The organism is Mesorhizobium sp. M0195, assembly GCF_040322115.1.
Lineage (GTDB): Bacteria > Pseudomonadota > Alphaproteobacteria > Rhizobiales > Rhizobiaceae > Mesorhizobium.
Window position 1 is genome coordinate 312,592 of record NZ_JAMYSV010000001.1, and the last position, 19,811, is coordinate 332,402.

At 63.5% G+C, this 19,811-nt stretch carries 19 protein-coding genes; 7 read left to right on the forward strand and 12 right to left on the reverse strand.

All coding sequences use genetic code 11. The features are described 5' to 3' along the window. The 10 genes from NKJ12_RS01580 to NKJ12_RS01625 all read right to left on the reverse strand — a co-directional run bounded on the left by NKJ12_RS01580 (position 1) and on the right by NKJ12_RS01625 (position 11,292). Entirely contained in the window at positions 1 to 1,776 is a 1,776-nt protein-coding gene (locus tag NKJ12_RS01580; RefSeq protein ID WP_352701059.1) for a CoA-transferase, read from the reverse strand. Next, positions 1,773 to 2,558, reverse strand: a complete 786-nt coding sequence (locus NKJ12_RS01585) for an enoyl-CoA hydratase/isomerase family protein (RefSeq protein ID WP_352701060.1) — start codon at positions 2,556 to 2,558, stop codon at positions 1,773 to 1,775. The genes NKJ12_RS01580 and NKJ12_RS01585 overlap by 4 nt, the downstream gene beginning before the upstream one ends. Positions 2,559 to 2,560: 2 nt before the next feature. Continuing rightward, a complete protein-coding gene (locus NKJ12_RS01590; RefSeq protein WP_352701061.1) occupies positions 2,561 to 3,766 on the reverse strand; it encodes a CaiB/BaiF CoA transferase family protein in 1,206 nt (401 codons plus the stop codon). A 17-nt stretch (positions 3,767 to 3,783) separates the two neighbouring features. Beyond that, positions 3,784 to 4,569 carry an SDR family NAD(P)-dependent oxidoreductase gene (locus tag NKJ12_RS01595; RefSeq protein WP_352701063.1) on the reverse strand — a complete coding sequence of 262 codons (786 nt, stop codon included), beginning with the start codon at positions 4,567 to 4,569 and terminating at the stop codon, positions 3,784 to 3,786. Position 4,570: 1 nt separating this feature from the next. Further along, positions 4,571 to 5,566 (reverse strand): ABC transporter permease, encoded by a 996-nt coding sequence (locus NKJ12_RS01600; RefSeq protein ID WP_352701064.1) that lies wholly within the window; start codon positions 5,564 to 5,566, stop codon positions 4,571 to 4,573. A 30-nt stretch (positions 5,567 to 5,596) separates the two neighbouring features. Continuing rightward, positions 5,597 to 7,129: a sugar ABC transporter ATP-binding protein gene (locus NKJ12_RS01605; RefSeq protein ID WP_352701065.1), complete on the reverse strand. Its 1,533-nt coding sequence runs from the start codon at positions 7,127 to 7,129 to the stop codon at positions 5,597 to 5,599. Continuing rightward, positions 7,119 to 8,102 (reverse strand): ABC transporter permease, encoded by a 984-nt coding sequence (locus tag NKJ12_RS01610; RefSeq protein WP_352701066.1) that lies wholly within the window; start codon positions 8,100 to 8,102, stop codon positions 7,119 to 7,121. The genes NKJ12_RS01605 and NKJ12_RS01610 overlap by 11 nt, the downstream gene beginning before the upstream one ends. 141 nt (positions 8,103 to 8,243) lie before the next feature. Then, on the reverse strand, positions 8,244 to 9,275 hold the full coding sequence (locus NKJ12_RS01615) for a sugar ABC transporter substrate-binding protein (RefSeq protein ID WP_352701068.1): 1,032 nt from the start codon (positions 9,273 to 9,275) through the stop codon (positions 8,244 to 8,246). Positions 9,276 to 9,298: 23 nt separating this feature from the next. Beyond that, a complete protein-coding gene (locus NKJ12_RS01620) occupies positions 9,299 to 10,150 on the reverse strand; it encodes an IclR family transcriptional regulator (RefSeq protein ID WP_352701069.1) in 852 nt (283 codons plus the stop codon). Then, a complete protein-coding gene (locus NKJ12_RS01625) occupies positions 10,150 to 11,292 on the reverse strand; it encodes an extracellular solute-binding protein (RefSeq protein WP_352701070.1) in 1,143 nt (380 codons plus the stop codon). The genes NKJ12_RS01620 and NKJ12_RS01625 overlap by 1 nt, the downstream gene beginning before the upstream one ends. A 613-nt stretch (positions 11,293 to 11,905) precedes the next feature. Between NKJ12_RS01625 and cyoA the strand changes: the two genes are divergently transcribed. The 6 genes from cyoA (at position 11,906) to NKJ12_RS01655 (ending at position 17,749) form a co-directional block, all read left to right on the forward strand. Further along, positions 11,906 to 12,829, forward strand: coding sequence for a ubiquinol oxidase subunit II (gene cyoA / locus NKJ12_RS01630; protein WP_352701071.1), 924 nt, complete (start codon positions 11,906 to 11,908; stop codon positions 12,827 to 12,829). 2 nt (positions 12,830 to 12,831) lie between these two features. Then, a complete protein-coding gene (gene cyoB / locus NKJ12_RS01635; RefSeq protein ID WP_352701072.1) occupies positions 12,832 to 14,838 on the forward strand; it encodes a cytochrome o ubiquinol oxidase subunit I in 2,007 nt (668 codons plus the stop codon). After that, entirely contained in the window at positions 14,835 to 15,473 is a 639-nt protein-coding gene (cyoC, locus tag NKJ12_RS01640; protein ID WP_352701073.1) for a cytochrome o ubiquinol oxidase subunit III, read from the forward strand. The genes cyoB and cyoC overlap by 4 nt, the downstream gene beginning before the upstream one ends. Continuing rightward, a complete protein-coding gene (gene cyoD, locus NKJ12_RS01645; protein ID WP_352701075.1) occupies positions 15,470 to 15,898 on the forward strand; it encodes a cytochrome o ubiquinol oxidase subunit IV in 429 nt (142 codons plus the stop codon). The genes cyoC and cyoD overlap by 4 nt, the downstream gene beginning before the upstream one ends. A 281-nt stretch (positions 15,899 to 16,179) precedes the next feature. Further along, positions 16,180 to 17,367, forward strand: a complete 1,188-nt coding sequence (locus NKJ12_RS01650) for a DUF3182 family protein (protein ID WP_352701076.1) — start codon at positions 16,180 to 16,182, stop codon at positions 17,365 to 17,367. A 160-nt stretch (positions 17,368 to 17,527) separates the two neighbouring features. Beyond that, a complete protein-coding gene (locus NKJ12_RS01655) occupies positions 17,528 to 17,749 on the forward strand; it encodes a hypothetical protein (protein ID WP_352701077.1) in 222 nt (73 codons plus the stop codon). A 41-nt stretch (positions 17,750 to 17,790) separates the two neighbouring features. Here the strand turns inward: NKJ12_RS01655 and NKJ12_RS01660 are convergent, their stop codons facing one another. Continuing rightward, positions 17,791 to 18,114: a hypothetical protein gene (locus NKJ12_RS01660; protein ID WP_352701078.1), complete on the reverse strand. Its 324-nt coding sequence runs from the start codon at positions 18,112 to 18,114 to the stop codon at positions 17,791 to 17,793. 207 nt (positions 18,115 to 18,321) lie between these two features. After that, positions 18,322 to 18,759: an Lrp/AsnC family transcriptional regulator gene (locus tag NKJ12_RS01665; protein ID WP_352476949.1), complete on the reverse strand. Its 438-nt coding sequence runs from the start codon at positions 18,757 to 18,759 to the stop codon at positions 18,322 to 18,324. A 128-nt stretch (positions 18,760 to 18,887) separates the two neighbouring features. Here NKJ12_RS01665 and rocF point away from each other — a divergent pair, with 128 nt between their 5' ends. Continuing rightward, on the forward strand, positions 18,888 to 19,808 hold the full coding sequence (gene rocF, locus NKJ12_RS01670; RefSeq protein ID WP_352476948.1) for an arginase: 921 nt from the start codon (positions 18,888 to 18,890) through the stop codon (positions 19,806 to 19,808). Positions 19,809 to 19,811: the final 3 nt, after the last annotated feature.

A 19,811-nucleotide genomic window follows, 5' to 3' on the forward strand; every position in this document is an offset into this window, starting at 1 on the left:
TCAGCCTGTTTCGGTATGCGATTGCTGCGCGGCTATACAGCGCTCGACCATCAGCCGGTCGGCCGCGAGGATCTCGGCGATCAGCGCGCCGCGCTCCTTGGCGCTGACGAATTCCAGTCGCCGCAGGCCGAGCGGGTCGATCCGGTTTCGCAGGACATCGAGCGTCTCGTTCGCGGGCAGCGGAACGTCGCGGCAATGGGCAGCGAATATCACAGCAAAGCCGGTGGCATCCTGGATCTGCTGCCGCGTCACGCCCGGCATGGTCTCGATGACGGCCAGTTGCCGGCTCTCCCGGTCGAGCCGAAACACGCAAAGGTCGGTGAACACTAGCGCCGGGCCGGTCCGATAGCCCATCGGCTCGCGTTCGGCCTGCGTCAACAGTCCGCGCGCCGAGCTGGCGATCTCGACCGTATCGACCAGCGACTGCACCGAATGGCGGGGGACGTAGAGCAGATGATCGCGGTGCATGTTGGCGACATCGGCCATGCCGCCTTGCCCGGGCAGCCGGATGGCGCTGCCATCGCGTTTGCGCAAGGCTATGGTGTTGACGCGGCCGCGTCGATCGACCTGCGCGGCACCGACGATCTCATGCGTCACTGCGCCGGCCTGGTAGTAGGTCGAATAGGTGTCGTCGCCGCCGGCATGCGCCACCGCCGTTTCGCAATCGAGGCTTTCGATCAGCGACAGGATCATCGGGCTCGGCGCGATGTCGAGATGGCCGCAACTCATGGTGGCGATGATCATGTCCGGCGCGTGCGTCGCTTTGGCCAGCCGATAGGCGACATTGGCCAGCGGCGACACCGCGCCGGCACTGGCAAAGCTGTCATTGTCGAGTTCGGCGGCGATGCGGGCGGCGATGATCTCGTCGATGGACGCCTGCTTTTCGCCGTGCACGAGCCCGGGCATGGCGAGGACTGTCTCAGCCCGGACTTTTGCAGCATCTTGAACCCGCTCCGGCACGCCTTCCGAAGGCATGCTCAGGCTGTCCGACAAAGGTATTTCCTTGGCCGCGAACGCCCCCGCCAACGCTTGATAATCCGTCACATAGAAAGGCAGGCAGGAGGCGGGATAGGCGCCGCCCGGCGCCAGCGCTATGGCCGACACCTGATTGCGGGTCAAAATGCTCTGCCGGCCGTCATGGCGCAGCGCCCCGACCGGGACGATTTCCTCAACCGTGACCAGCACCTGGCGCGCCGCGCCGGCCATGGCGAAATCCAGCGCCCGCGGCCCGATGATCTGGACATTGCCGCTCTCGTCGGCGCGCTGGCCATGGACGACGAACGTGTCGAGCCGCAAGGCCGGGATGAACCCGATCTCGGTTCTGGCAATGGGATCTGGCACGGCGATCGCGCCCGGCACGCGCGCCAGCATGTCCGAGCCCTCGGGAAGCTGAAACGGCATCGACGGCAGGTTCTGCTGCGCCGCCCGCAACGCCTGGATCATGGCCAGCGCCGTCCAGTCGCGGACCGGCACGGCATTGGTCTCGGCGGCCGCGCGGAAGCGCGGCGGCAAGCCAAAAATGTCGAGGCTGGAAAAGCAGATGTCGATCTCCGCCACGGCATCCGCTTCGAGGAGCAGTTCGAGCGGCAGGCCGCCGGCCCAGCAGACATAGCGTAGGCCTTTGACGCCCGAGCGGGCGATGGCGCGCAGCAGGGCGATCGGCAACCGGGCAAAATGATGCCCGCCGACGCCGAAGACATCGCCGCCGCCGACCATCGCGGCCAGGCTCTCGACATCGGTGAAGCGCGGCCGGTTCGGCTTGACCAGGGATGTCATTGCCCAGCCTTCGGCCGCGCGGCGCTTTTTTCGGCGAACGCCTTCACCCGCTGCTGGCCGGTCTCGCTACGATAAAGCCGGCCCAGTACGTCGCGCTCCATGGCAAGGCCTCCCGCCAAGTCGCCCGACACTGCGTGCGCTGTCAGCGCCTTCAATGCCTCGATCGCGGCAGCCGGTTCGGCGGCTATCATGCCGGCGAGTTCCAGCGCCCGCGGCATCAGCTTTTCGGCGTCGACGACTTCGTTGACCAGCCCGGCGGCGACGAACTCGGAAGCCGGCACGATGGCGCCGGTCATCAGCAAAAGGTTGGCGCGGTTGCGGCCGAGCTTTTGGACGCTGCGCTGCGTGCCGCCGCCGCCGGGGACCAGCCCTAGCTTGATCTCCGGCAGGCCGAGCTTCGCGAACTGGTTGGCGATGACGATGTCGCAACACAGCACCAGCTCCATACCGCCGCCGAGCGCAAAACCATTGACCGCGGCGATGACCGGCTTGCGGTTCTGCTCGATCGCCGCATACATGCGCGTGCCGGCGGCCTGGAAGACGTCGAACTCGGCAGCTGTCTGGGCGGCGTATTCCTTGATGTCGGCGCCGGCCATGAAGCCGCGCCCCTCGCCGGTCACCACGATCGCACCGACCCCGTCATCCCGCGACAGCACCTCGAAAACATCGGTGATCTCGCTTTGCATCAGCCGGTTCATGGCGTTGAGCTGATCGGCGCGCCGGAAGGTGACGACTGCGACGCGCCCGGATATTTCCAAGCTGAGTGTCTGGTAAACGCTCATCGTCAGACAGCGTCCACGGTCATGTCGCCGGACGCCTCAAGCGCTGCAATCTCGCCGCTGGACAGGCCGAACTCGGCCAGTATCTCGCGGCCATGCTGGCCGACCAGCGGCGCCGGCCGCTCTATGGTAGGCGGCGTCTCGCTCATCTTGACCGCCGGTGCGACCACCCTGACCTTACCGCCGCGCGGATGATCGTAGCTGGTGATCATGCCCAAGTGCTTGACCTGCGGGTCCTCGGCTGCGCGCCTTATGTCCTTCACCTCGGCACACCAGATGTCGACTGCCAGCAGCCGCGCCAGCAGGTCCTGCGTGGCAAACTTCCTGGTTTCGGCGTTGACTTTGTCGAACACCTCGTCGCGTTTGTCGAACAGCGTCTTCAGATCATCGTAGACAGCAAGCTGCGGCGCCTCCAGCACTTCATACAGCGTCTTGAACGGGCTCATGGCGATCGACACATAGCCACCGTCCTTCGCTTGGTAGATACCGAACGGCGCCTGCATGCCGGGGTGGCCGATGCCTGAATTCGGGCGCACGAAATCCTCGCCGAGATTGAGCACGGCGACATATTCTTGATTGAGGTGCGCCAGCATCCCGGCCAGCAGATTGACCTCGATCTTCTGGCCCTTGCCGGTCTTCTCGCGATAGTAGAGCGCCGACAATATGCCGTAGACCATGTTCATGGCGCCGATCTGGTCGGCGAGGCCGGCACCGGCCGGAACAGGGGCCTGATCGCCGCGGCCGGTGTTGGAGATCAGCCCGGACAGCCCCTGGATCAGCATGTCCTGACCGGGACGCTCGACATAGGGGCCTTCCTCGCCATAGCCGGAGCCAGAGCAATAGATGATGGCGGGGTTGACCGCCTTGAAATCCTCGTAGCCATAGCCGAGCCTGGCGAGCACGCCGGGGCGGAAATTCTGCACCACCACGTCCGCCTTCTTGGCCATGTCCATGATGATGGCATGCACCTTGCGGCTTTTCAGGTTGAGCGCGATGGAGCGCTTGTTGCGGTTCCAGGCGAGGAAATTCGGGCTTTCGGAGCCGCCGACCCATTTGGCGAAGAAGGTCATGCCGCGGAACATGTCGCCGGCGCCTGAACGCTCGATCTTGATGACGTCGGCGCCCATGTCGCCGAGCAGCTGCGTGGCGAACGGCCCCTGCAGCAGATGGCTGAAATCGAGGATGCGGACGCCTTCGAGGGCCTTGTTCATTTTTGTCTCATTGGTTGTCAAAGCAGGTCGGGTACGTAGCGGGGTGCGGCGGTGAGGCCGCCGTCGACGCGCAGGTCGGTACCGGTGGTGAAGCCGGCGGCGTCGGAGGCGAGATAGACGGCGGCTTCTGCCACTTCGGACGGTTTGCCGATGCGACCGAGCGGATGCATTTTCACCCAGGCCTTGGCGAGATTGCCGCCGATCTCCTTGATCAGTTTGTCGTTCATCGGCGTGTTGATGGTTCCGGGCGAGATCGAGTTGACGCGGATGTTGAGCGGGCCGAACTCGACCGCCATCTGACGCGTCATCGCCATCACCGCACCTTTGGCGCCGGCATAGGCGGTCCAGCCGTCGAGCCCGATATGACCTTGCGCCGAGGCCATGTTGATGATCGAGCCCGATTTCTGCGCGATCATATGCGGCAGCGCATATTTGCAGCCGCGGAACACGCTGGTCAGGTTGACCGCGATCAGCCGGTGCCACTGCTCGTCGGTCATCTCATGGACCGGCATGCCGCCGATGGCGATGGCGGCATTGTTGACCAGAATGTCGAGATGACCGGTCTTGCCGATGGCGCCGTCTATCAGGGCGGCGATGTCGGCCTCCTCCGCCACGTCGCAATGGATGTAGTCAGCGCGGTGGCCGGCGGCGCGCAGCTCGGCTGCGAATTTTTCGCCCTTCTCATCATCGATGTCGCCGAGGAAGACGTGCGCGCCCTCACGCGCCATTGCCTCGCTGATCGCATGGCCGATGCCGTCGGCGGCGCCGGTGACGATTGCGGTTTTCCCTTTGAGACGATCCATGTCAGACTCCAATGGCGCGCCGGCGCTTCGCTTCGTCGAAAGCGACGGCGGCAATGATGATCATGCCGGTGATGACCAATTGCCATTCGGTCGGCAGGCCGAGCCCGCGCAGCCCGTTGGACAGGAACTGCAGGATCAACACGCCGAGCGCCATGCCGGTCAGGCTGCCGATGCCGCCGGCAAGGCTCACCCCGCCGAGCACGGTGGCGGCGACGACCTGGAACTCGAAATTCAGCCCGGCCGTATGCTGCGCCGAGCCGACGCGGGCGGCTAGGATAATGCCGGCTACCGTTGCCAGCAGCGCGCTGATGATGAAGCAGATGAACTTGACGCGGCGCACGTCGTAGCCTGCCAGCCGCGCTACTTCCGGATTGCCGCCGACGGCATAGATCTGCCGCCCGAACGGCCGGTGCTGCATCACGTAGGCGAAGACGGCGAGCAGAACGATGGCAATGACAGCCGAATAGGGAACGACGTTGAACAGGCGACCGTCCGACAGCGCGATGAAGCTGTCGAGCGCTGCATCATCGGGGATGGCGCGCTGGCCGGTGTAGAGGTAGACACCGCCGCGCATGATGAACATCGTGCCCAGGGTCACGATCAGCGAGTTGATGCCGGCATAGGCCGTCAGATAACCATTCACGACGCCGATGATCAGCCCGAACAGCAACGCGCCGCTGATGCCGAGCACAAGCGAGTTGGTGTCGTTCATGATGATGATCAGCGGCAGCGCGATCGTCGCCAGCAGCGAGCCGATCGAGATGTCGACCTCGCCGGAGATGAAGACGATGGCGCAGCCGATGCCGGCTGTCAGCGCCAGCGAAGCCTGACCGAGCACATTGGTGATGTTGCGCACGGAGAAGAAATTCTCGGCGGTGAAGGAAAAGAACGCGATCACCAGGATGAGGCAGAAGAGCAATGCCACTTCCTGCCGTGCGACGAGCCGCGCCGGCATGGACGGCCCAGATTTCGTGGTGTCGGTGCTTGCCAGGCTCATCACTTGGTCCCTTTGCGAAGCGTCATCGTCTTAGCCGATCGCCGCATTGAGGATGTTCTCCTGCGTGGCCTCGTCGCGGGACATGATCGCGGTGAGGCGGCCTTCGCACATCACCGCGATGCGGTCGGCAAGCCCCAGCAGCTCGGGCATTTCGGACGTCATCATGACGACCGCCAGGCCTTCGCCGGCGAGCCGGTCGATGAGCGCAAAAATCTCCGACTTGGCGCCGACGTCGATGCCGCGGGTCGGTTCGTCGACGACGATCACCTTGAGACCGCGCATCAGCCAGCGCGAGATCAGCACTTTCTGCTGATTGCCGCCCGACAGGTTCTTGACCTGCTGGAACAAGCTCGGCGTCCTGATGCGGAAGCGGTCGACATAGTCCTGCACCGCTTTGCGTTCGCTTGCCTTATCGACGAAGCCCATCCTGGCGAAGGCGCCGAGCGAGGCGAGGCTGGCATTCTGGTAGACCGGCAACTCGCCCATCAACCCTTCGCTCTTGCGGTCTTCGGTGAGCAGGCCGATGCCGAGCCGGACGCCGGTGTGCGTGTCGTGCGGCAGCAGCCGGCTGCCATCGACCGAAATCGCGCCGGAGGTGATCGGATCGAAGCCGACAATCACCTTGGCGAGCTCGGTCCGGCCGGCCCCCATCAGGCCGAAGAAGCCGAGGACCTCGCCGGCATGCGCCTCGAACGACACATCCTTCAGCTTCTTGGCGGTGCTGAGCCCTTCAACGGAAAGCGCGACCTTGCTGCCCGGCGCGCCGCGCTTGCGAGGGAACAGGTTTTCGATGCGCCGGCCGATCATGTCCTGGATCAGCGTGTCGTTGGTGTGCTCGCCGATCGGCCTGGTCGAGACGTGGCGGCCATCGCGCAGCACGGTCACGGTGTCGGCGATCTCGAAGACCTCGTCGAGCTTGTGGCTGACATAGAGCACCGCGATGCCGAGCGCGGCCAGCCGGCGGATGACGGTGAACAGCAGCGAGACCTCGTTCGGCGTCAGCGAGGAGGTCGGCTCGTCCATCACCACGACGCGGGCCTCATGGGCAAGTGCGCGGGCGATTTCGACCATCTGCTGCTGGCTGACCGGCAGCGATCCCGTGCGCGCCGCCGGGTCGACATTGAAGCCGATACGCTTGAACAGAGCGGCCGCATCGGCACGGATCTTCTTCCAGTCGATCGAGCCGCCTTTGCCGGTCGGATAGCCTTCGAGGAAGATGTTTTCGGCGACGCTGAATTCGGCGATCAGCGCGATCTCCTGGAACACCACCTTGATGCCCTCTTTCAGGCTATCGCGCGGCGACTTGATGTCGGCCTCGCGGCCGCGCAGGCGGATGGTGCCGGCATCCTTGCCGTAGACCCCGGCCATGATCTTGATCAGCGTCGACTTGCCGGCGCCGTTCTCGCCCATCAGGGCATGGATTTTGCCGGGTTCCAAGGTCAGATCGACATTGTCCAGCGCCACCACGCCGGGAAAACGCTTGCCGATACCGCGCATCTCCAGCGCCGGCACGCTTTTGTCGACAGCCACGGTTTCGCCGGGGTGAAGGAAATCAACCGACATTGGCTCTGTTCCGCACGATGTCGAGATAGGTCGCCAGGATGATGACGATGCCGGGCACCACCATCTGCAGATCCTGGTTCCAGCCGAGGATGATGATGCCGTTGTCGATGACCTTCAGCACCAGCACGCCAAGCAACGTGCCAAGCAGCGAGCCGCGGCCGCCAAGCAGGCTGGTGCCGCCGAGGATGACCGCGGCAATAACCGTCAGCTCGAAGCCGCGGCCGGCGGTCGGCTGGCCGGCATTCATCAGCGACGACAGGATCATGCCGGCAATGCCGACGCAGAGGCCGGTGACGACGAAGGCGAAGATTTTCAAGCGTTGCGAGCGCACGCCGGAGAGACGAACCGCGCGCTCGTTGGCGCCGACAGCGTAGAGATAACGGCCGAGCGTGGTGAAGCGCAGCGTTGCCGCGGCCAGCGCGAAAATCACCGCGGCAACGACCACGGGCAGCGGGATCGCGCCGATATAGCCGGCGCCGAGATCGGTGAAGCCGGCAAGTCGGTGGTGGTTCTGCACCGCCTCGCGGGTGAACAGATAGACGCCGCCCTGCAGCATCATCATGGTGCCGATGGTGGCGATCAGCGAGTTCACCTTGAGCATGGTGACGACCAGCCCGTTGAACAGACCGACCGCGCCTGAAAAGGCGAGTGCCGCCAGCAGGCCGAGCGTCAGGCTGTGTGTTGAATTGAGCACGGCCATGCCGATACAGCCGACAAAAGCCAGCGATGCACCGACCGACAGGTCGACTTCCGCGGTGATGATCAGCATCGTCATGCCGGAGGCAACGATCAGCACCAGCGCGCATTGGCGCAGGATGGCGATGATGTTGGCTTCGGAATAGAATTGCGGCGCCGCAATCGAAATGGCGATGCAGAGCACGGCCAGGATCACGCCGAGCACCAGCTGGCTGCTGCCCAGCAGCTGGCCGCCGATGAAACGCCTTGGCGCAGAGGATTGCGTAAGCTCGCTCATGTCCATTTCATCTCCGGGCCCGTATCGGTGCCGTCGCCGTTTCGAAGCCTGCCGGCCAAAACAGGACGGTTGCCCTGTTTTTCCGTCGGCATATCCGATCCGCTGCCCTTCCCGCCGTGCGGGAAGGGCTACCCGGAATCCCTACTTCTTGAGATCGGCGGAAGTTTTCATGCATTTTTCCGGTGGCTGAAGCGCATTGACGGCATCCCATTTGATTTTGCGTGTGGTGCCATCGTAGTCGTAGAACTTCTTCCAGTCGTCACCGTTCATCGGCGCCGTCGGGCTGACGATGTGTTCCGGCACCTCTTCGCCGTTGAAGAGCTTAACCGCTGCATCGATGGCGGTGTAGCCTTCCTTTTCCGGGAACATCGCGGCCTCGATTCGGTAGGACGGCTCGTTCTGCATCGCATTGATGAAGGCGAGGCCTTCGCCGCCGGTGCCGACAGTCAACAGGCCGTCCTGCGACTTGCCGGCCGCTTTCCAGGCCTGAAGGCCGCCGAGCGAGGAGGAATCGTTGATGCCGTAGATGATGTTGATGTCGGCGTTCTTGGCAAGAGCCGCCGACGAGACTTCGAGTGCGCGATCGGGATTGCCGCCGCCGTCGAGGTCGTGGACCATGACCGCGTCGGGGATGATGGTCTTCAGGCCGTCCATGAAACCCTGCGACCGCAGGACGGTGGCGGACAGCAGCGGCAGGCCGACATTCATCACCTTGGCCTTGCCTTCGAGCTTTTCCTTGGCGTATTTGCCGGCTTCGACGCCGGCGGTGTAGCCGGTGTCGTAGTCGCAGATCGCGACCATGGTGGTCATGCCCTTGACCGGATTGCCTTCGAGCACGACCGGAACGTTGTTGGATTTCGCCTGGCGCAGCAGCGGCACGACGCCTTCCTCGTTGACGGGCGTGATGATCAGGACGTCGACGCCCTTGGCCATGAAATCTTCGGCGGCGGAGACCTCCTTGGCGACGTCCAGATTGGCGTCCTGCACCTCGAGCTCGATACCGAGTTCCTTGGCGCGGGCCTGCATACCCTTGATGACGTTCTGATACCACTCATGCGTGGCGTAGTTGGTGACGTAGCCGATGCGCTTCGGCATGTTTTCGGCCTGTGCCGCGGCGGCGCTCAGAGCCAGCACGGCCGCCGAGGCAAACAGCGTCGATTTGGACCAGTTCATGTTTCTTCTCCCTGTATTTCTTGTCAGTTGCTGAACGGATAGTCCCGCCGTTCCGGGTCGGCACGTGAAGAGGCGGCAGCTTCGCCCGCGCCCAGCGCCGCCGATATCGTCTCGGCCGCCGCCTTAGTCCGCTCAAAGACGGTGCTGCGATCGAAGCGCGCGGCCTTTTGCGGCAGGAACGGGACGGTGAGCGCGGCAATGACTGCGCCGGTATGGTCGCGCACCGGCGTCGAGATGTTGATGCAGCCCTCGACAGCCAGCGAGGCGCGCGTTTCATAGCCGAGCCTTGCGACTTCGTTCAGCCGCGCTTCGATTTCCGCCCGGCTGCCTTGGCCTTCGCCTGCAGCGACGATCCGCTCGACGATGCGGTCGCGCTCGGCGCGGCTCGAATGCGCCAGCAGCACCGCGCCGGAACTCGTTTCGAGGATCGGGAAATGCGAGCCAAGGGCAACCGAATAACGCATCGGCAAAGGCGAATCGATCTGCAGCACGACCAGTGCGCTCTCGCCTTCGCGGACGACGAGATGGCAGCTCTGGTCGGCATTGGCGGCGAGGCCGCGCATCACCGGCAGCGCGCATTCGACCAGACGGTTCACCGGGGGATGCATATGCGCCAGTTCGAACAGCTTCAGCGACAGGCGGAAGCGGTCCGATTGCGTCCGGAAAATGTAGCCGCGCTTCTCCAGCAGCAGCAGGATGCGGTAGATCTCGTGAATGGAGCGCCCCATTCCGGTGGCGATCTCGGTCTGGGTCAGCGGCTCGCCGCTGGCAGCCATGAATTCCAGTATGTCGAGCGCCTTCTCCACCGCGGGCACGCGGTAGCCGTTGCGGCCGCTTTCGCCTTCGTCGACGATCTGGGCAATATCGGTGGCCATTACGCGACGCTCCGTTGCGGCTGGCCATGCCTGGTCTCGCGATAGAGCCGGTTCAGCCGGTCCGCGAGCTCCGCCGCCGGCAATTCGCCGGTGATGGCCGCCGCGGCGTGAGGGGCGCATTGGCGGAAGAAGCTGATGAAGCCCGGATGGGTCGGGCGCAGATAGGAAGCTTCGATCGTCGCCAGCGTCGAGGCGAAGAAGCCGCCTGAGAGAGCGTTGACCTCGGCATCCTGCCACGCCGCCAGCGATCCCGGCTGTCCGCCGGATTTCACGTAGTCGCCGCGCTGATAGCCGGGCGAGCACAGAAACAGCGCGTAATCGATGGCTGCCTGCTTGTGTTTCGATTGAGCGCTGACGCCGATGCCGGCACCGCCGAGCAAGGCGCCGGCGGATCGCGGCGTCGGCACGTCGGCGAAGCGCAGATACGGCCTGTCTGCCTTAGAGGCGTAGTTCACATAGCCGAAGGCGAACGGCACGTAGACCACGTCGTCATGCGCGATCATGTGATCGTAGCAGCGGATCGGGTTCCATTTCGGCGAATCCGGATGCGACAGCGCTGCAAGCTGGCGCAACTGCCCGACGGCCTGCGCGATTTTTTCCCCGGCGATGAACTCGTCGCCGTCTTCCCGGGGCTCACCCAGCGTCAAAAGCAGGCACATGGCGTCAGTCGGCACCAACGGCAGCCCAAGCCATTTGCCGTCCTTCAAGGCGCGCCGGCCGAGCTCCAGCACCTCGTCATGGCTGCGCGGCAGCGGCCCGTAGCGCTCCAGCAGATCGGGGCGATACGAGGCAACCTGACAGGCAGCATCGATCGGCAACGCCCATTGAAGCCCGTCCCTTGCGTAGGATTGCCAGGACGCGCCAACCGAATCCCGTTCGAAGCCGCGGCGCTGCTCGGCCGACAAATCGAACGGCACCATCAGCCCGCCTTCGGCAATATCGCCGATGAACGGATGGTCGAACACGACAAGATCATAGGCGCCGAGCACCGGACCAAGCGCGCCCTCGCCGAATTCGTAGAGGCTGCGGCGGTCCCATTCGATCTCAAGACCGGGATTGCCGGCACAATACGGCCCGATGCTGGCGTCGAGCGGACCCCAGCAGCGTCGGTGATCCCACGCGAGACCGCGCAGTCTTGTCATGCCCGAAATTCCTCCCAGAGGCGGCCATGCGCCGGCCCAGCCGATTAGTAGCAACTATTTTCACCTAGACAAGTAGTTTTTACATACGCAAAGCCAGTCCTCGCTTCCGTTTGGCGAGAAAGCCGCCCAACCATCCTTGGTGCGCATCGCGTTGCCGCCGGCCTGCAGCCAAAGGCTGCGATGGATCTGGCTTTTGGGGAACTTTCGCGACGAACATTCGTTCGGTTGGCGCAGCCATCTGGAGCAGCATCACTGGAATCAGCAGCCACGTCGCAGGGAGCGGACTAAATGGACCAACCGTGGGCGCGGCCATGAACCGGTTTACCGCCTTGGCATTCGCCACGTTTCTGGCGATAACTTCGATCTGGGTCCTGTTCCTGGTTTCTTAAGATTTGGCTCTGGTTTTTCAGGATTTGGCTCTGGTTTGTTAGGATTTGGAGGGGTTCTCGACAGGTCGACCGCTTAACGACAACATCCACGGCATGCGGTTCTGCCAGCCGGAGCCGCGTGCGTGAAGAAACTGTCGCCAGGAGCACACCGGCACGCACATTCGGGGTTGGCAGCCACGCTGCCTGCAACGTTCCAATCAGTTTTCAGGAAACGGCGAGATCTCATGCTGCTGAGGGTGATCGTTCGAAACTGTGCCGCCATCCGTCTTGGCTGCCTCGGCGCGACGATCTTGCTGGTCGGGCTGCTTGCCGGCTGCCAGGGCGGCGTGCTCGATCCGCAAGGGCCGGTGGGGGCGGCGCAGCGGACGATCCTGCTCAATTCGGTTGCTATCATGCTGGCCATCGTCATCCCGACGATCGTGGCGACGCTCGGCTTTGCCTGGTGGTTCCGGGAAACCAACACAAGAGCGTGGTACCTGCCGGAATGGGCCTATTCCGGACGCATCGAACTGGTGGTCTGGTCGATCCCCATCCTCGTCATCCTGTTTCTGAGCGGCATCATCTGGATCGGGTCGCATGACCTCGATCCAATGAAGCCGCTGGATTCGCAGCAAAAGCCGCTTGAGGTGCAGGTCGTCTCGCTCGACTGGAAATGGCTGTTCATCTACCCCGAGCAGAATGTCGCGAGCATCAACCAGCTTGTGGTGCCGGCGGGCAGGCCGGTGCATTTCTCGCTCACCTCGGCAAGCGTGATGAATGCGTTCTTCGTGCCTCAGCTCGGCGGCATGATCTACACGATGAACGGCATGACGACGCAGCTTCACCTGCAGGCGGATCAGCCCGGCGAATTCTATGGGCGGTCGGCCCATTTCAGCGGCGACGGTTTTCCAGGTATGCAATTCGTGCTGCATGCCGTCGCAGCGGATGCCTTCGACGCGTTCGTCAATTCGGCGCGAAGCCGGGGACAGGCACTCGACAAGGCCAGCTACCACGAACTAGCCAGACAGAGCATCGACGTGCCACCTTCAACCTATCGCTCGGTCGAGCCGGACCTTTTCCATGAAATCGCGACGCAGGGCGTTCCGCCCGCGCCCGGTCCCCAGGCCGATCGCCCCGAGCCGGGCGTATCGCCCAAGACAGGAGGTTGACAATGCTCGGAAAATTGAGCTGGGACGTCATTCCGTTCGATCAGCCTCTGCCGATGATCGCCTCGGCGGTCGTCGCCCTGACAATCCTCGGCGTGCTGGCCTGGGTCTTCCTGGCCGGCCATTTTCCCTATCTGTGGCGCGAATGGATCACCAGCGTCGATCACAAGCGGATTGGCGTGATGTACACGCTGCTGGCGCTGCTGATGCTGCTGCGCGGCTTCAGCGACGCCGTCATGATGCGGTCCCAGCAGGCCCTCGCCTTCCAGGCGCCCGGCTATCTGCCGCCCGACCACTTCAATCAGGTCTTTTCCGCCCACGGCACCATCATGATCTTTTTCGGGGCGATGCCGTTCGTCATCGGCCTGATGAACCTGGTCGTGCCGCTGCAGCTCGGCGTCCGCGACGTTGCCTTTCCAACGCTCAACTCGGTGAGTTTGTGGCTCACCGCCACCGGCGCGCTGCTGGTCAACATCTCGCTGGTGATCGGCGAGTTCGCACGCACCGGATGGCTGCCCTATCCGCCGCTCAGCGAGACCGCCTACTCGCCGGGCGTCGGTGTCGATTACTATCTGTGGGCGGTGCAGATAGCGGGTGTCGGAACGCTGCTCACCGGCATCAATTTCGTCACCACGATCCTGAAGATGCGGGCGCCCGGCATGAGTTACCTCAGGATGTCGATGTTCTGCTGGACTTCGCTCGCCGCCAGCCTGCTCATCGTCGCCGCGTTCCCGATCCTCACCGCCACGCTCGCGATGCTGACGCTCGACCGCTATTTCGGCTTCCATTTCTTCACCAACGAAGCCGGCGGCAACATGCTGATGTTCGTGAACCTGATCTGGGCCTGGGGCCATCCCGAGGTTTACATCCTCGTCCTGCCGGCGTTCGGCATCTTCTCGGAGGTCATCTCCACCTTCTCCAGCAAGCCGCTGTTCGGCTACCGCTCGATGGTGGCCGCGACACTCTTCATCTGCATCGTTTCCTTCATGGTGTGGCTGCACCACTTCTTCACCATGGGCGCCGGCGCCGACGTCAACGCTGCGTTCGGCATCGCAACCAGCGTCATCGCTGTCGGTACCGGCGTGAAGATCTACAACTGGATGTTCACCATGTATGGCGGCCGCATCCGCTTCGCGACCCCAATGCTGTGGTCGCTGGGCTTCATGGTGACGTTCGTCATCGGCGGCATGACGGGCGTGTTGCTGGCGGTGCCGCCGGCCGATTTCCTGCTCCACAACAGCCTGTTCCTGGTGGCGCATTTCCATAACGTCATCATCGGCGGCGTGCTGTTCGGCGCCTTCGCGGGATATACCTACTGGTTTCCCAAGGCATTCGGTTTCCGGCTGCACGAGGGCTGGGGCAAGCTGGCCTTCTGGCTGACGCTGATCGGGTTCTATGCCACCTTCGTGCCGCTCTACGCCGTCGGCCTGCTCGGCATGACCCGCCGCATGCAGCATTTCGACGTGCCGGCCTGGTATCCCTGGGTGCTGGTTGCCGGCGCCGGCATGATCATCACCACCGCCGGCGTGGTCGCGCAGATCATACAGCTCGTCGTCAGCATCCGGCAGCGTGCGGCGCTTCGAGATTCCACAGGGGATCCCTGGGACGGGCGCTCGCTGGAATGGGCCACGACCTCACCGCCGCCGGTCTTCAACTTCGCCGCGCTTCCGCACGTCGAGGGCGAAGAGCCCTACTGGAGCATCAAGCAGCGGGCACGCGAGCAAAACCGCCTGCGCGACGAGCCTGAATACGAGCCGATCGAGATGCCGCGCAACAGTCCCACCGGGTTCATCTGCGCCTTCTTTGCGACCGTGATGGGTTTCGCTCTCATCTGGCACATCTGGTGGATGGTGGCGCTCGGCGCGCTCGGTGCTTTCGCTACCTTCGTCGTATTCGCATGGCGCGACAAACCCGAATACGTCATTTCTGCCGCCGAAGTCGCCCGGATCGACCGCGCCAACCGAAGCGCGCGCCGCGAGGCACTGGCTACCTACACGGGGCCAAGGCCATGACCGCGATAGACGTTCGAGAGCGTGACCCTTACCGTATTCATGGCGGGCACGGCCATGCACCCGGCGGCCCGGCCCCGATCCGGATCGTCGTCGGCTATGGCTTCTGGATCTTCCTTCTGAGCGACATCGTGATGTTCTCCGCCTTCTTCGCGGCCTATGCCGTGCTGGCGGGCAAGACGGCGGGCGGACCAAGCGGGGCCGAGCTGTTCAACTTGCGCAACGTCGCGATCGAGTCGGCCGCTTTGCTGTTGTCGAGCTTTACCTGCGGTCTCGCCGGCCTTGCCGTGACAGCGCGGCGAAGCTCCTGGTTCTATGTCGCGATGACTGTCACCTTCGTGCTCGGCGCCAGCTTCATCCTGCTCGAATTGCGCGAGTTCGTGCATATGGTTGCCAGTGGTGCCGGACCGACGCGCAGCGCTTTCCTGTCGGCGTTCTTCACGCTGGTGGGATGCCATGGCCTTCACGTCACGGCGGGGCTGCTGTGGCTGCTCACGATGATGGCGCAGATCTTCGCCAAGGGATTCCGCGACGATATTCTTCGGCGTTTCATGTGCTTCAGCCTGTTCTGGCACGCCCTCGACATCATCTGGGTCGCGCTGTTCACCGTGGTCTATCTCCTGGGAGCAAGTCGATGAGCAATGCGGATGATCGCCACGCGCAACGGCGCGACACCCATGGCCTGGAGCGCTACGACATCGATACGGCGCCGGGTGACGAATACCTCGGCGACACCGACGTCGGATCCGGGCTACGTGGCTATGTGATCGGCCTCGGGCTGGCAACGCTGCTGACCATCGCCTCGTTCTGGTTGCCCGGAGCCGACCTGGTATGGGCACCCGGCGTTCCGGTGGCGCTGGTCGTGCTGGCGATCGCCCAGATGGGCGTGCATCTCGTCTTCTTCCTGCACATCACGACGGGACCGGACAACACCAACAACGCCCTGGCGCTTGCCTTCGGCGTGCTGATTGTAGCTCTGGTGATCGGCGGCTCGATCTGGATCATGGCCAATCTCGACCACAATTTGATGCCGATGAACGCGATCATGAACATGAACCGCTGATTTAGCGATTATTCCGGCCATCGGCCGCAGTTCATGCGACAGCGAACTCCGGTCTCAAGCCCGTTCGAATGTTCCCACGAGCTCGGCGTCTCCCAGGACGTGTGGGGCGGCCTCGTTCAGCACGTTGTCCACCGCAGCCTTCTCGCCGGGACGCAGCGTCTCGACGTCGACCGCAAGAAGCTCCGGGCAGCCACCCGGTCAAACCCGCAGCCGGCCGTTGGCCGGAACATTCGCCGCGTCAACGGGTTTTTTGGTTCGGACGCATTGCCGCGGAAACGGCAATGGGCTCGGCAATGGACGAAGGGCGCGACATGACCGGGCTAAGCGGTAAGCAACCAAGCGGGGCGAAAGGTGTTGTGGTCGCATTCTCTGCGCCGGGCGGCGAGACCATCTACGCCCATGAACGGGAAACCGTCGCTGCCGTCGCGCGCACGATTGCAGCGTTGAAGGGATTTTCCTTCCGCGAGGGCCTGCGTGAAGGTGGCGGTGACAGGGGCGGGTTGTATTTCGTGCCGGACGACAGCCTGCTTGCTGCCGATGCGGTTCAACTGGGCATAAACGGGCCCGACGATCTCTTCGGCGGGGTGGTGCCTTGGCGCCTCGCAACCACCAAGGCCATAACCCACGAGCTGGTGGACGGATCGGCGGCACGGCCAAAAGAATGGCCCGCCGGCTTCGGCAGCGCCGTCGCCGCGGCCGTACTGCCCGGCTACACTGCATTTTCACGCCATGACGCGCTGCGCGCAGCGCAACGTCTGCTGGAGCTCGGGCTGGTCCGGTTCAAGCCACCGCGCGCTTCGCGGGGCCGCGACCAGCACACCGCCGCGACAGTCGGCGATGTCGAAAGGCTGCTGGACCAATATCCATCGTCTGAGCTAAGCGAATACGGCCTTGTTCTCGAAACGCAGCTTCGCGACATCGTTACGCTGAGCGTTGGCAGAACCATGATCGACGAATTGTCGATCAGCTATTACGGCACCCAGCGGACGACGACCGACAACGACGGACAGCCCGTTTACGGCGGATCCGATCTGGTTGTGGTGCGCGGCGGATGGGAGGCGCTGGATGAGCTGCGATTATCTCCGGCGCTGGGTTTGGCCGTGGCGCAGGCGAGGACCTATGACGCAGCGATGGATGGTTATCCAGGATTCTTCGCTTCGCGACGCAACTACGACATCGGCCAAGGTGTCGATTCCTCGGGCATCTGGCGATCGGGTGTGCTGGAAGCCAGCTGGCGGATCGGTGGCAGCAGCAGCGCCGAGCTGGCAGCGATGGACGCCATGACGCGCGACCCCGACATGCAGATCGTGCATGTCTCCGCCGTCAAGCAGTTCGGCAGCACTGCGCGGCTGCCGCCGAACGCGGCAATCCATTTCCACGGGGAGGACCCGGAGGAGGGTCAAATCACGCGTTACACCGTCGTGACCCAGGCGATCCGAGGGCCGATCGGAGAAGCCGGCCGATTCTAGCCATGTCAGGTTGAAGTCAAGCACGCCTCCGGCATAGAACATCCACAAATGGCCCGAGTTTGTTTCGGGCAGGCAGCAAGTCAGAAAAGGCCCAGGCCCTGAAATGGGTGGCGGGCGTGCAATAGCGGCGTTGCCTGCCGGAGTGGTTACGGAAATGGCCATGCCAACCGTTTACGACAAACGACAGGATCCGGAAGGCCTCTGGGAGGTCTATGACAGCGAGAGCGACGAAGCCGTCGTGGTCGATGGCTTGCCGCTTTCCGGTCTCGACGAAAGCGAGGCCTATGAAGCGATTGAAAAGCTCTATCGCGGCGAGCTGACGTCGGACAACATCCCCGAGACAGCTCGGTCAGGGTGGCCTCCGACCAAGGACGGATTGTGATGACGGCCTGACGGACATCACCGGGGCGACCGGTCGCGGATCTACGACGAGGCCTTGACCCCGAGCTTGCGGGCCTTGTCCTCGAAGTCGTCACGAATGTCCTCGATCGTCGGCAGATGCAGTCGCCGCAGCTGGGCGTGCAACTTTTTGGCAGCGTCGGAATTCAGGTCGCGCTTGAAATTGGTCGCGACCTCCTCGGCCGAGCCGTAACGGCGATAGCGCTCTATGTCGGTCTTCGTGGCTTGCTGGACATGTTCGAGCGTCTTGCGCTCGGCATCGGATTTTCCGTCCGGTTTGGCCCGCATGACCGGATTGAAGGCTTTGCTGATAACGAATTCGACCAGTTCCTGCTGGGCGTGAGCCATGATTGTTCTCCCTCGAAGGAGGCCTGTCCGGGCTTAGAACGGTTCGTCGTTTTCCGGAAACGCTGAACCGCTCTATCTTTTCGTTTTGACGCATTCGAACGGAAAACCGTTCCACACTTTTACTGGAATTGCTCTAACCGCGGCGGCAATTGAAGGTTCCTTGGCGGATTTCGTTACCGCCGCAGGTCAAGCGCAGTTCCTCGAGGATCACAGCCGAGCCTTGGTGGTGCGTGGCGTTGCCAGGAGCAGGCTTGTTTCGCTGCCGGTAATTCCGGGGATCAGGCGGATACGTCTCAGCACCGCGTCGAACTCGCTCAGGGTCTGGGTTCCGAGTTCTATCACCAGATCCCAGCGGCCATTGGTGGTATGGATGGTCGAGACCTCGGAGAAGCCACCCAGCGCCCGAATGACGCGATCGGCGGCGTGGCCTTCGATCTCGATCATCATGATGCCACGCACGCGCTGATCGACCGCGTCGGCGCGCAGAATGACGGTGTAGCCGACGATGACGCCGTCCCTTTCAAGTCGCTCGATCCGGGACCTTACCGTTGCCCGGGAGACACCCAGGCCGACGGCAAGATCGGAAATGCTGCGCCGGGCGTCGTGCCGCAAAGAGGTGATGATCTGCTCGTCGAGCTGGTCCATGGTTGCTCACAACGGAAGTAGATGATGCCATTATGCTAAGGCATTTCGACAAATTTGCCAATTTGACATGTTCATTCTGCCAGCGATGCGAGGTTCAATAAAGGCATCGTAATTGGCGGGGTATGAGAATGCATTGCACGATCGTGGGCGCACCGATCCAGGCCGGCTCAGGCCGCATGGGCTGCGAGATGGGGCCGAGTGCGCTGCGCACGGCCGGCCTGGCCACCGCACTGACCGAGCTCGGCCATACGCTGACCGACCTCGGAACGATCGTCCCGGCCGACATGCGTCCTGTCGTACACGGCAACGCGGCGGTGAAGGCGCTGCCGGAAATTGCCGCCTGGACGGCAGCAATCAGCGAAACGGCCTATGCCGCGAGCGCCGATGCGATGCCGATCTTTCTCGGCGGCGACCACAGCATTTCGGCCGGTACGCTCGCCGGCATTGCCCGCCGGGCGGCGAATGCCGGCCGGCCGCTCTTCGTGCTGTGGCTCGATGCGCACCCCGATTTTCATACGCTCGACACGACCACCAGCGGCAATTTGCATGGTGTGCCGCTGGCCTATGCCAGCGGGCAGCCCGGCTTCGAGGGCTATTTCCCCCGCCTTGCAGCGCAGGTGGACCCGGCTCGCATATGTGCGCTGGGGATCCGCAGCGTGGACCTGGCGGAAAGGGAAGCGTTGCGCAGAGCCGGCGTGACGGTCCATGACATGCGTTCGATCGACGAGCACGGCATTGCGCAACTGCTTCGCGCCTTTCTCGAACGGGTGAGCGCCGCCAACGGCATGCTGCACGTCAGCCTCGACGTCGATTTTCTCGACCCGTCGATCGCCCCGGCGGTCGGCACCACCGTTCCCGGCGGCGCCACCTTCCGCGAGGCGCATCTGGCAATGGAAATGCTGCATGACAGCGGCCTCGTCACCAGTCTCGACCTGGTCGAGCTCAACCCTTTTCTCGACGAACGCGGCCGCACCGCCACGCTTTTGGTCGACCTGACCGCGAGCCTGATGGGCCGGCGGATCATGGATCGCCCGACGAGGGGGTTCTGAGCC

Excerpts from the sequence above, each read along its gene's own strand:
- NKJ12_RS01580 (WP_352701059.1), bottom strand. The coding sequence starts at position 1,776 with ATGACATCCCTGGTCAAGCCGAACCGGCCGCGCTTCACCGATGTCGAG.
- NKJ12_RS01585 (WP_352701060.1), bottom strand. The coding sequence starts at position 2,558 with ATGAGCGTTTACCAGACACTCAGCTTGGAAATATCCGGGCGCGTCGCA.
- NKJ12_RS01590 (WP_352701061.1), bottom strand. The coding sequence starts at position 3,766 with ATGAACAAGGCCCTCGAAGGCGTCCGCATCCTCGATTTCAGCCATCTG.
- NKJ12_RS01595 (WP_352701063.1), bottom strand. The coding sequence starts at position 4,569 with ATGGATCGTCTCAAAGGGAAAACCGCAATCGTCACCGGCGCCGCCGAC.
- NKJ12_RS01600 (WP_352701064.1), bottom strand. The coding sequence starts at position 5,566 with ATGAGCCTGGCAAGCACCGACACCACGAAATCTGGGCCGTCCATGCCG.
- NKJ12_RS01605 (WP_352701065.1), bottom strand. The coding sequence starts at position 7,129 with ATGTCGGTTGATTTCCTTCACCCCGGCGAAACCGTGGCTGTCGACAAA.
- NKJ12_RS01610 (WP_352701066.1), bottom strand. The coding sequence starts at position 8,102 with ATGAGCGAGCTTACGCAATCCTCTGCGCCAAGGCGTTTCATCGGCGGC.
- NKJ12_RS01615 (WP_352701068.1), bottom strand. The coding sequence starts at position 9,275 with ATGAACTGGTCCAAATCGACGCTGTTTGCCTCGGCGGCCGTGCTGGCT.
- NKJ12_RS01620 (WP_352701069.1), bottom strand. The coding sequence starts at position 10,150 with ATGGCCACCGATATTGCCCAGATCGTCGACGAAGGCGAAAGCGGCCGC.
- NKJ12_RS01625 (WP_352701070.1), bottom strand. The coding sequence starts at position 11,292 with ATGACAAGACTGCGCGGTCTCGCGTGGGATCACCGACGCTGCTGGGGT.
- cyoA (WP_352701071.1), top strand. The coding sequence starts at position 11,906 with ATGCTGCTGAGGGTGATCGTTCGAAACTGTGCCGCCATCCGTCTTGGC.
- cyoB (WP_352701072.1), top strand. The coding sequence starts at position 12,832 with ATGCTCGGAAAATTGAGCTGGGACGTCATTCCGTTCGATCAGCCTCTG.
- cyoC (WP_352701073.1), top strand. The coding sequence starts at position 14,835 with ATGACCGCGATAGACGTTCGAGAGCGTGACCCTTACCGTATTCATGGC.
- cyoD (WP_352701075.1), top strand. The coding sequence starts at position 15,470 with ATGAGCAATGCGGATGATCGCCACGCGCAACGGCGCGACACCCATGGC.
- NKJ12_RS01650 (WP_352701076.1), top strand. The coding sequence starts at position 16,180 with ATGGGCTCGGCAATGGACGAAGGGCGCGACATGACCGGGCTAAGCGGT.
- NKJ12_RS01655 (WP_352701077.1), top strand. The coding sequence starts at position 17,528 with ATGCCAACCGTTTACGACAAACGACAGGATCCGGAAGGCCTCTGGGAG.
- NKJ12_RS01660 (WP_352701078.1), bottom strand. The coding sequence starts at position 18,114 with ATGGCTCACGCCCAGCAGGAACTGGTCGAATTCGTTATCAGCAAAGCC.
- NKJ12_RS01665 (WP_352476949.1), bottom strand. The coding sequence starts at position 18,759 with ATGGACCAGCTCGACGAGCAGATCATCACCTCTTTGCGGCACGACGCC.
- rocF (WP_352476948.1), top strand. The coding sequence starts at position 18,888 with ATGCATTGCACGATCGTGGGCGCACCGATCCAGGCCGGCTCAGGCCGC.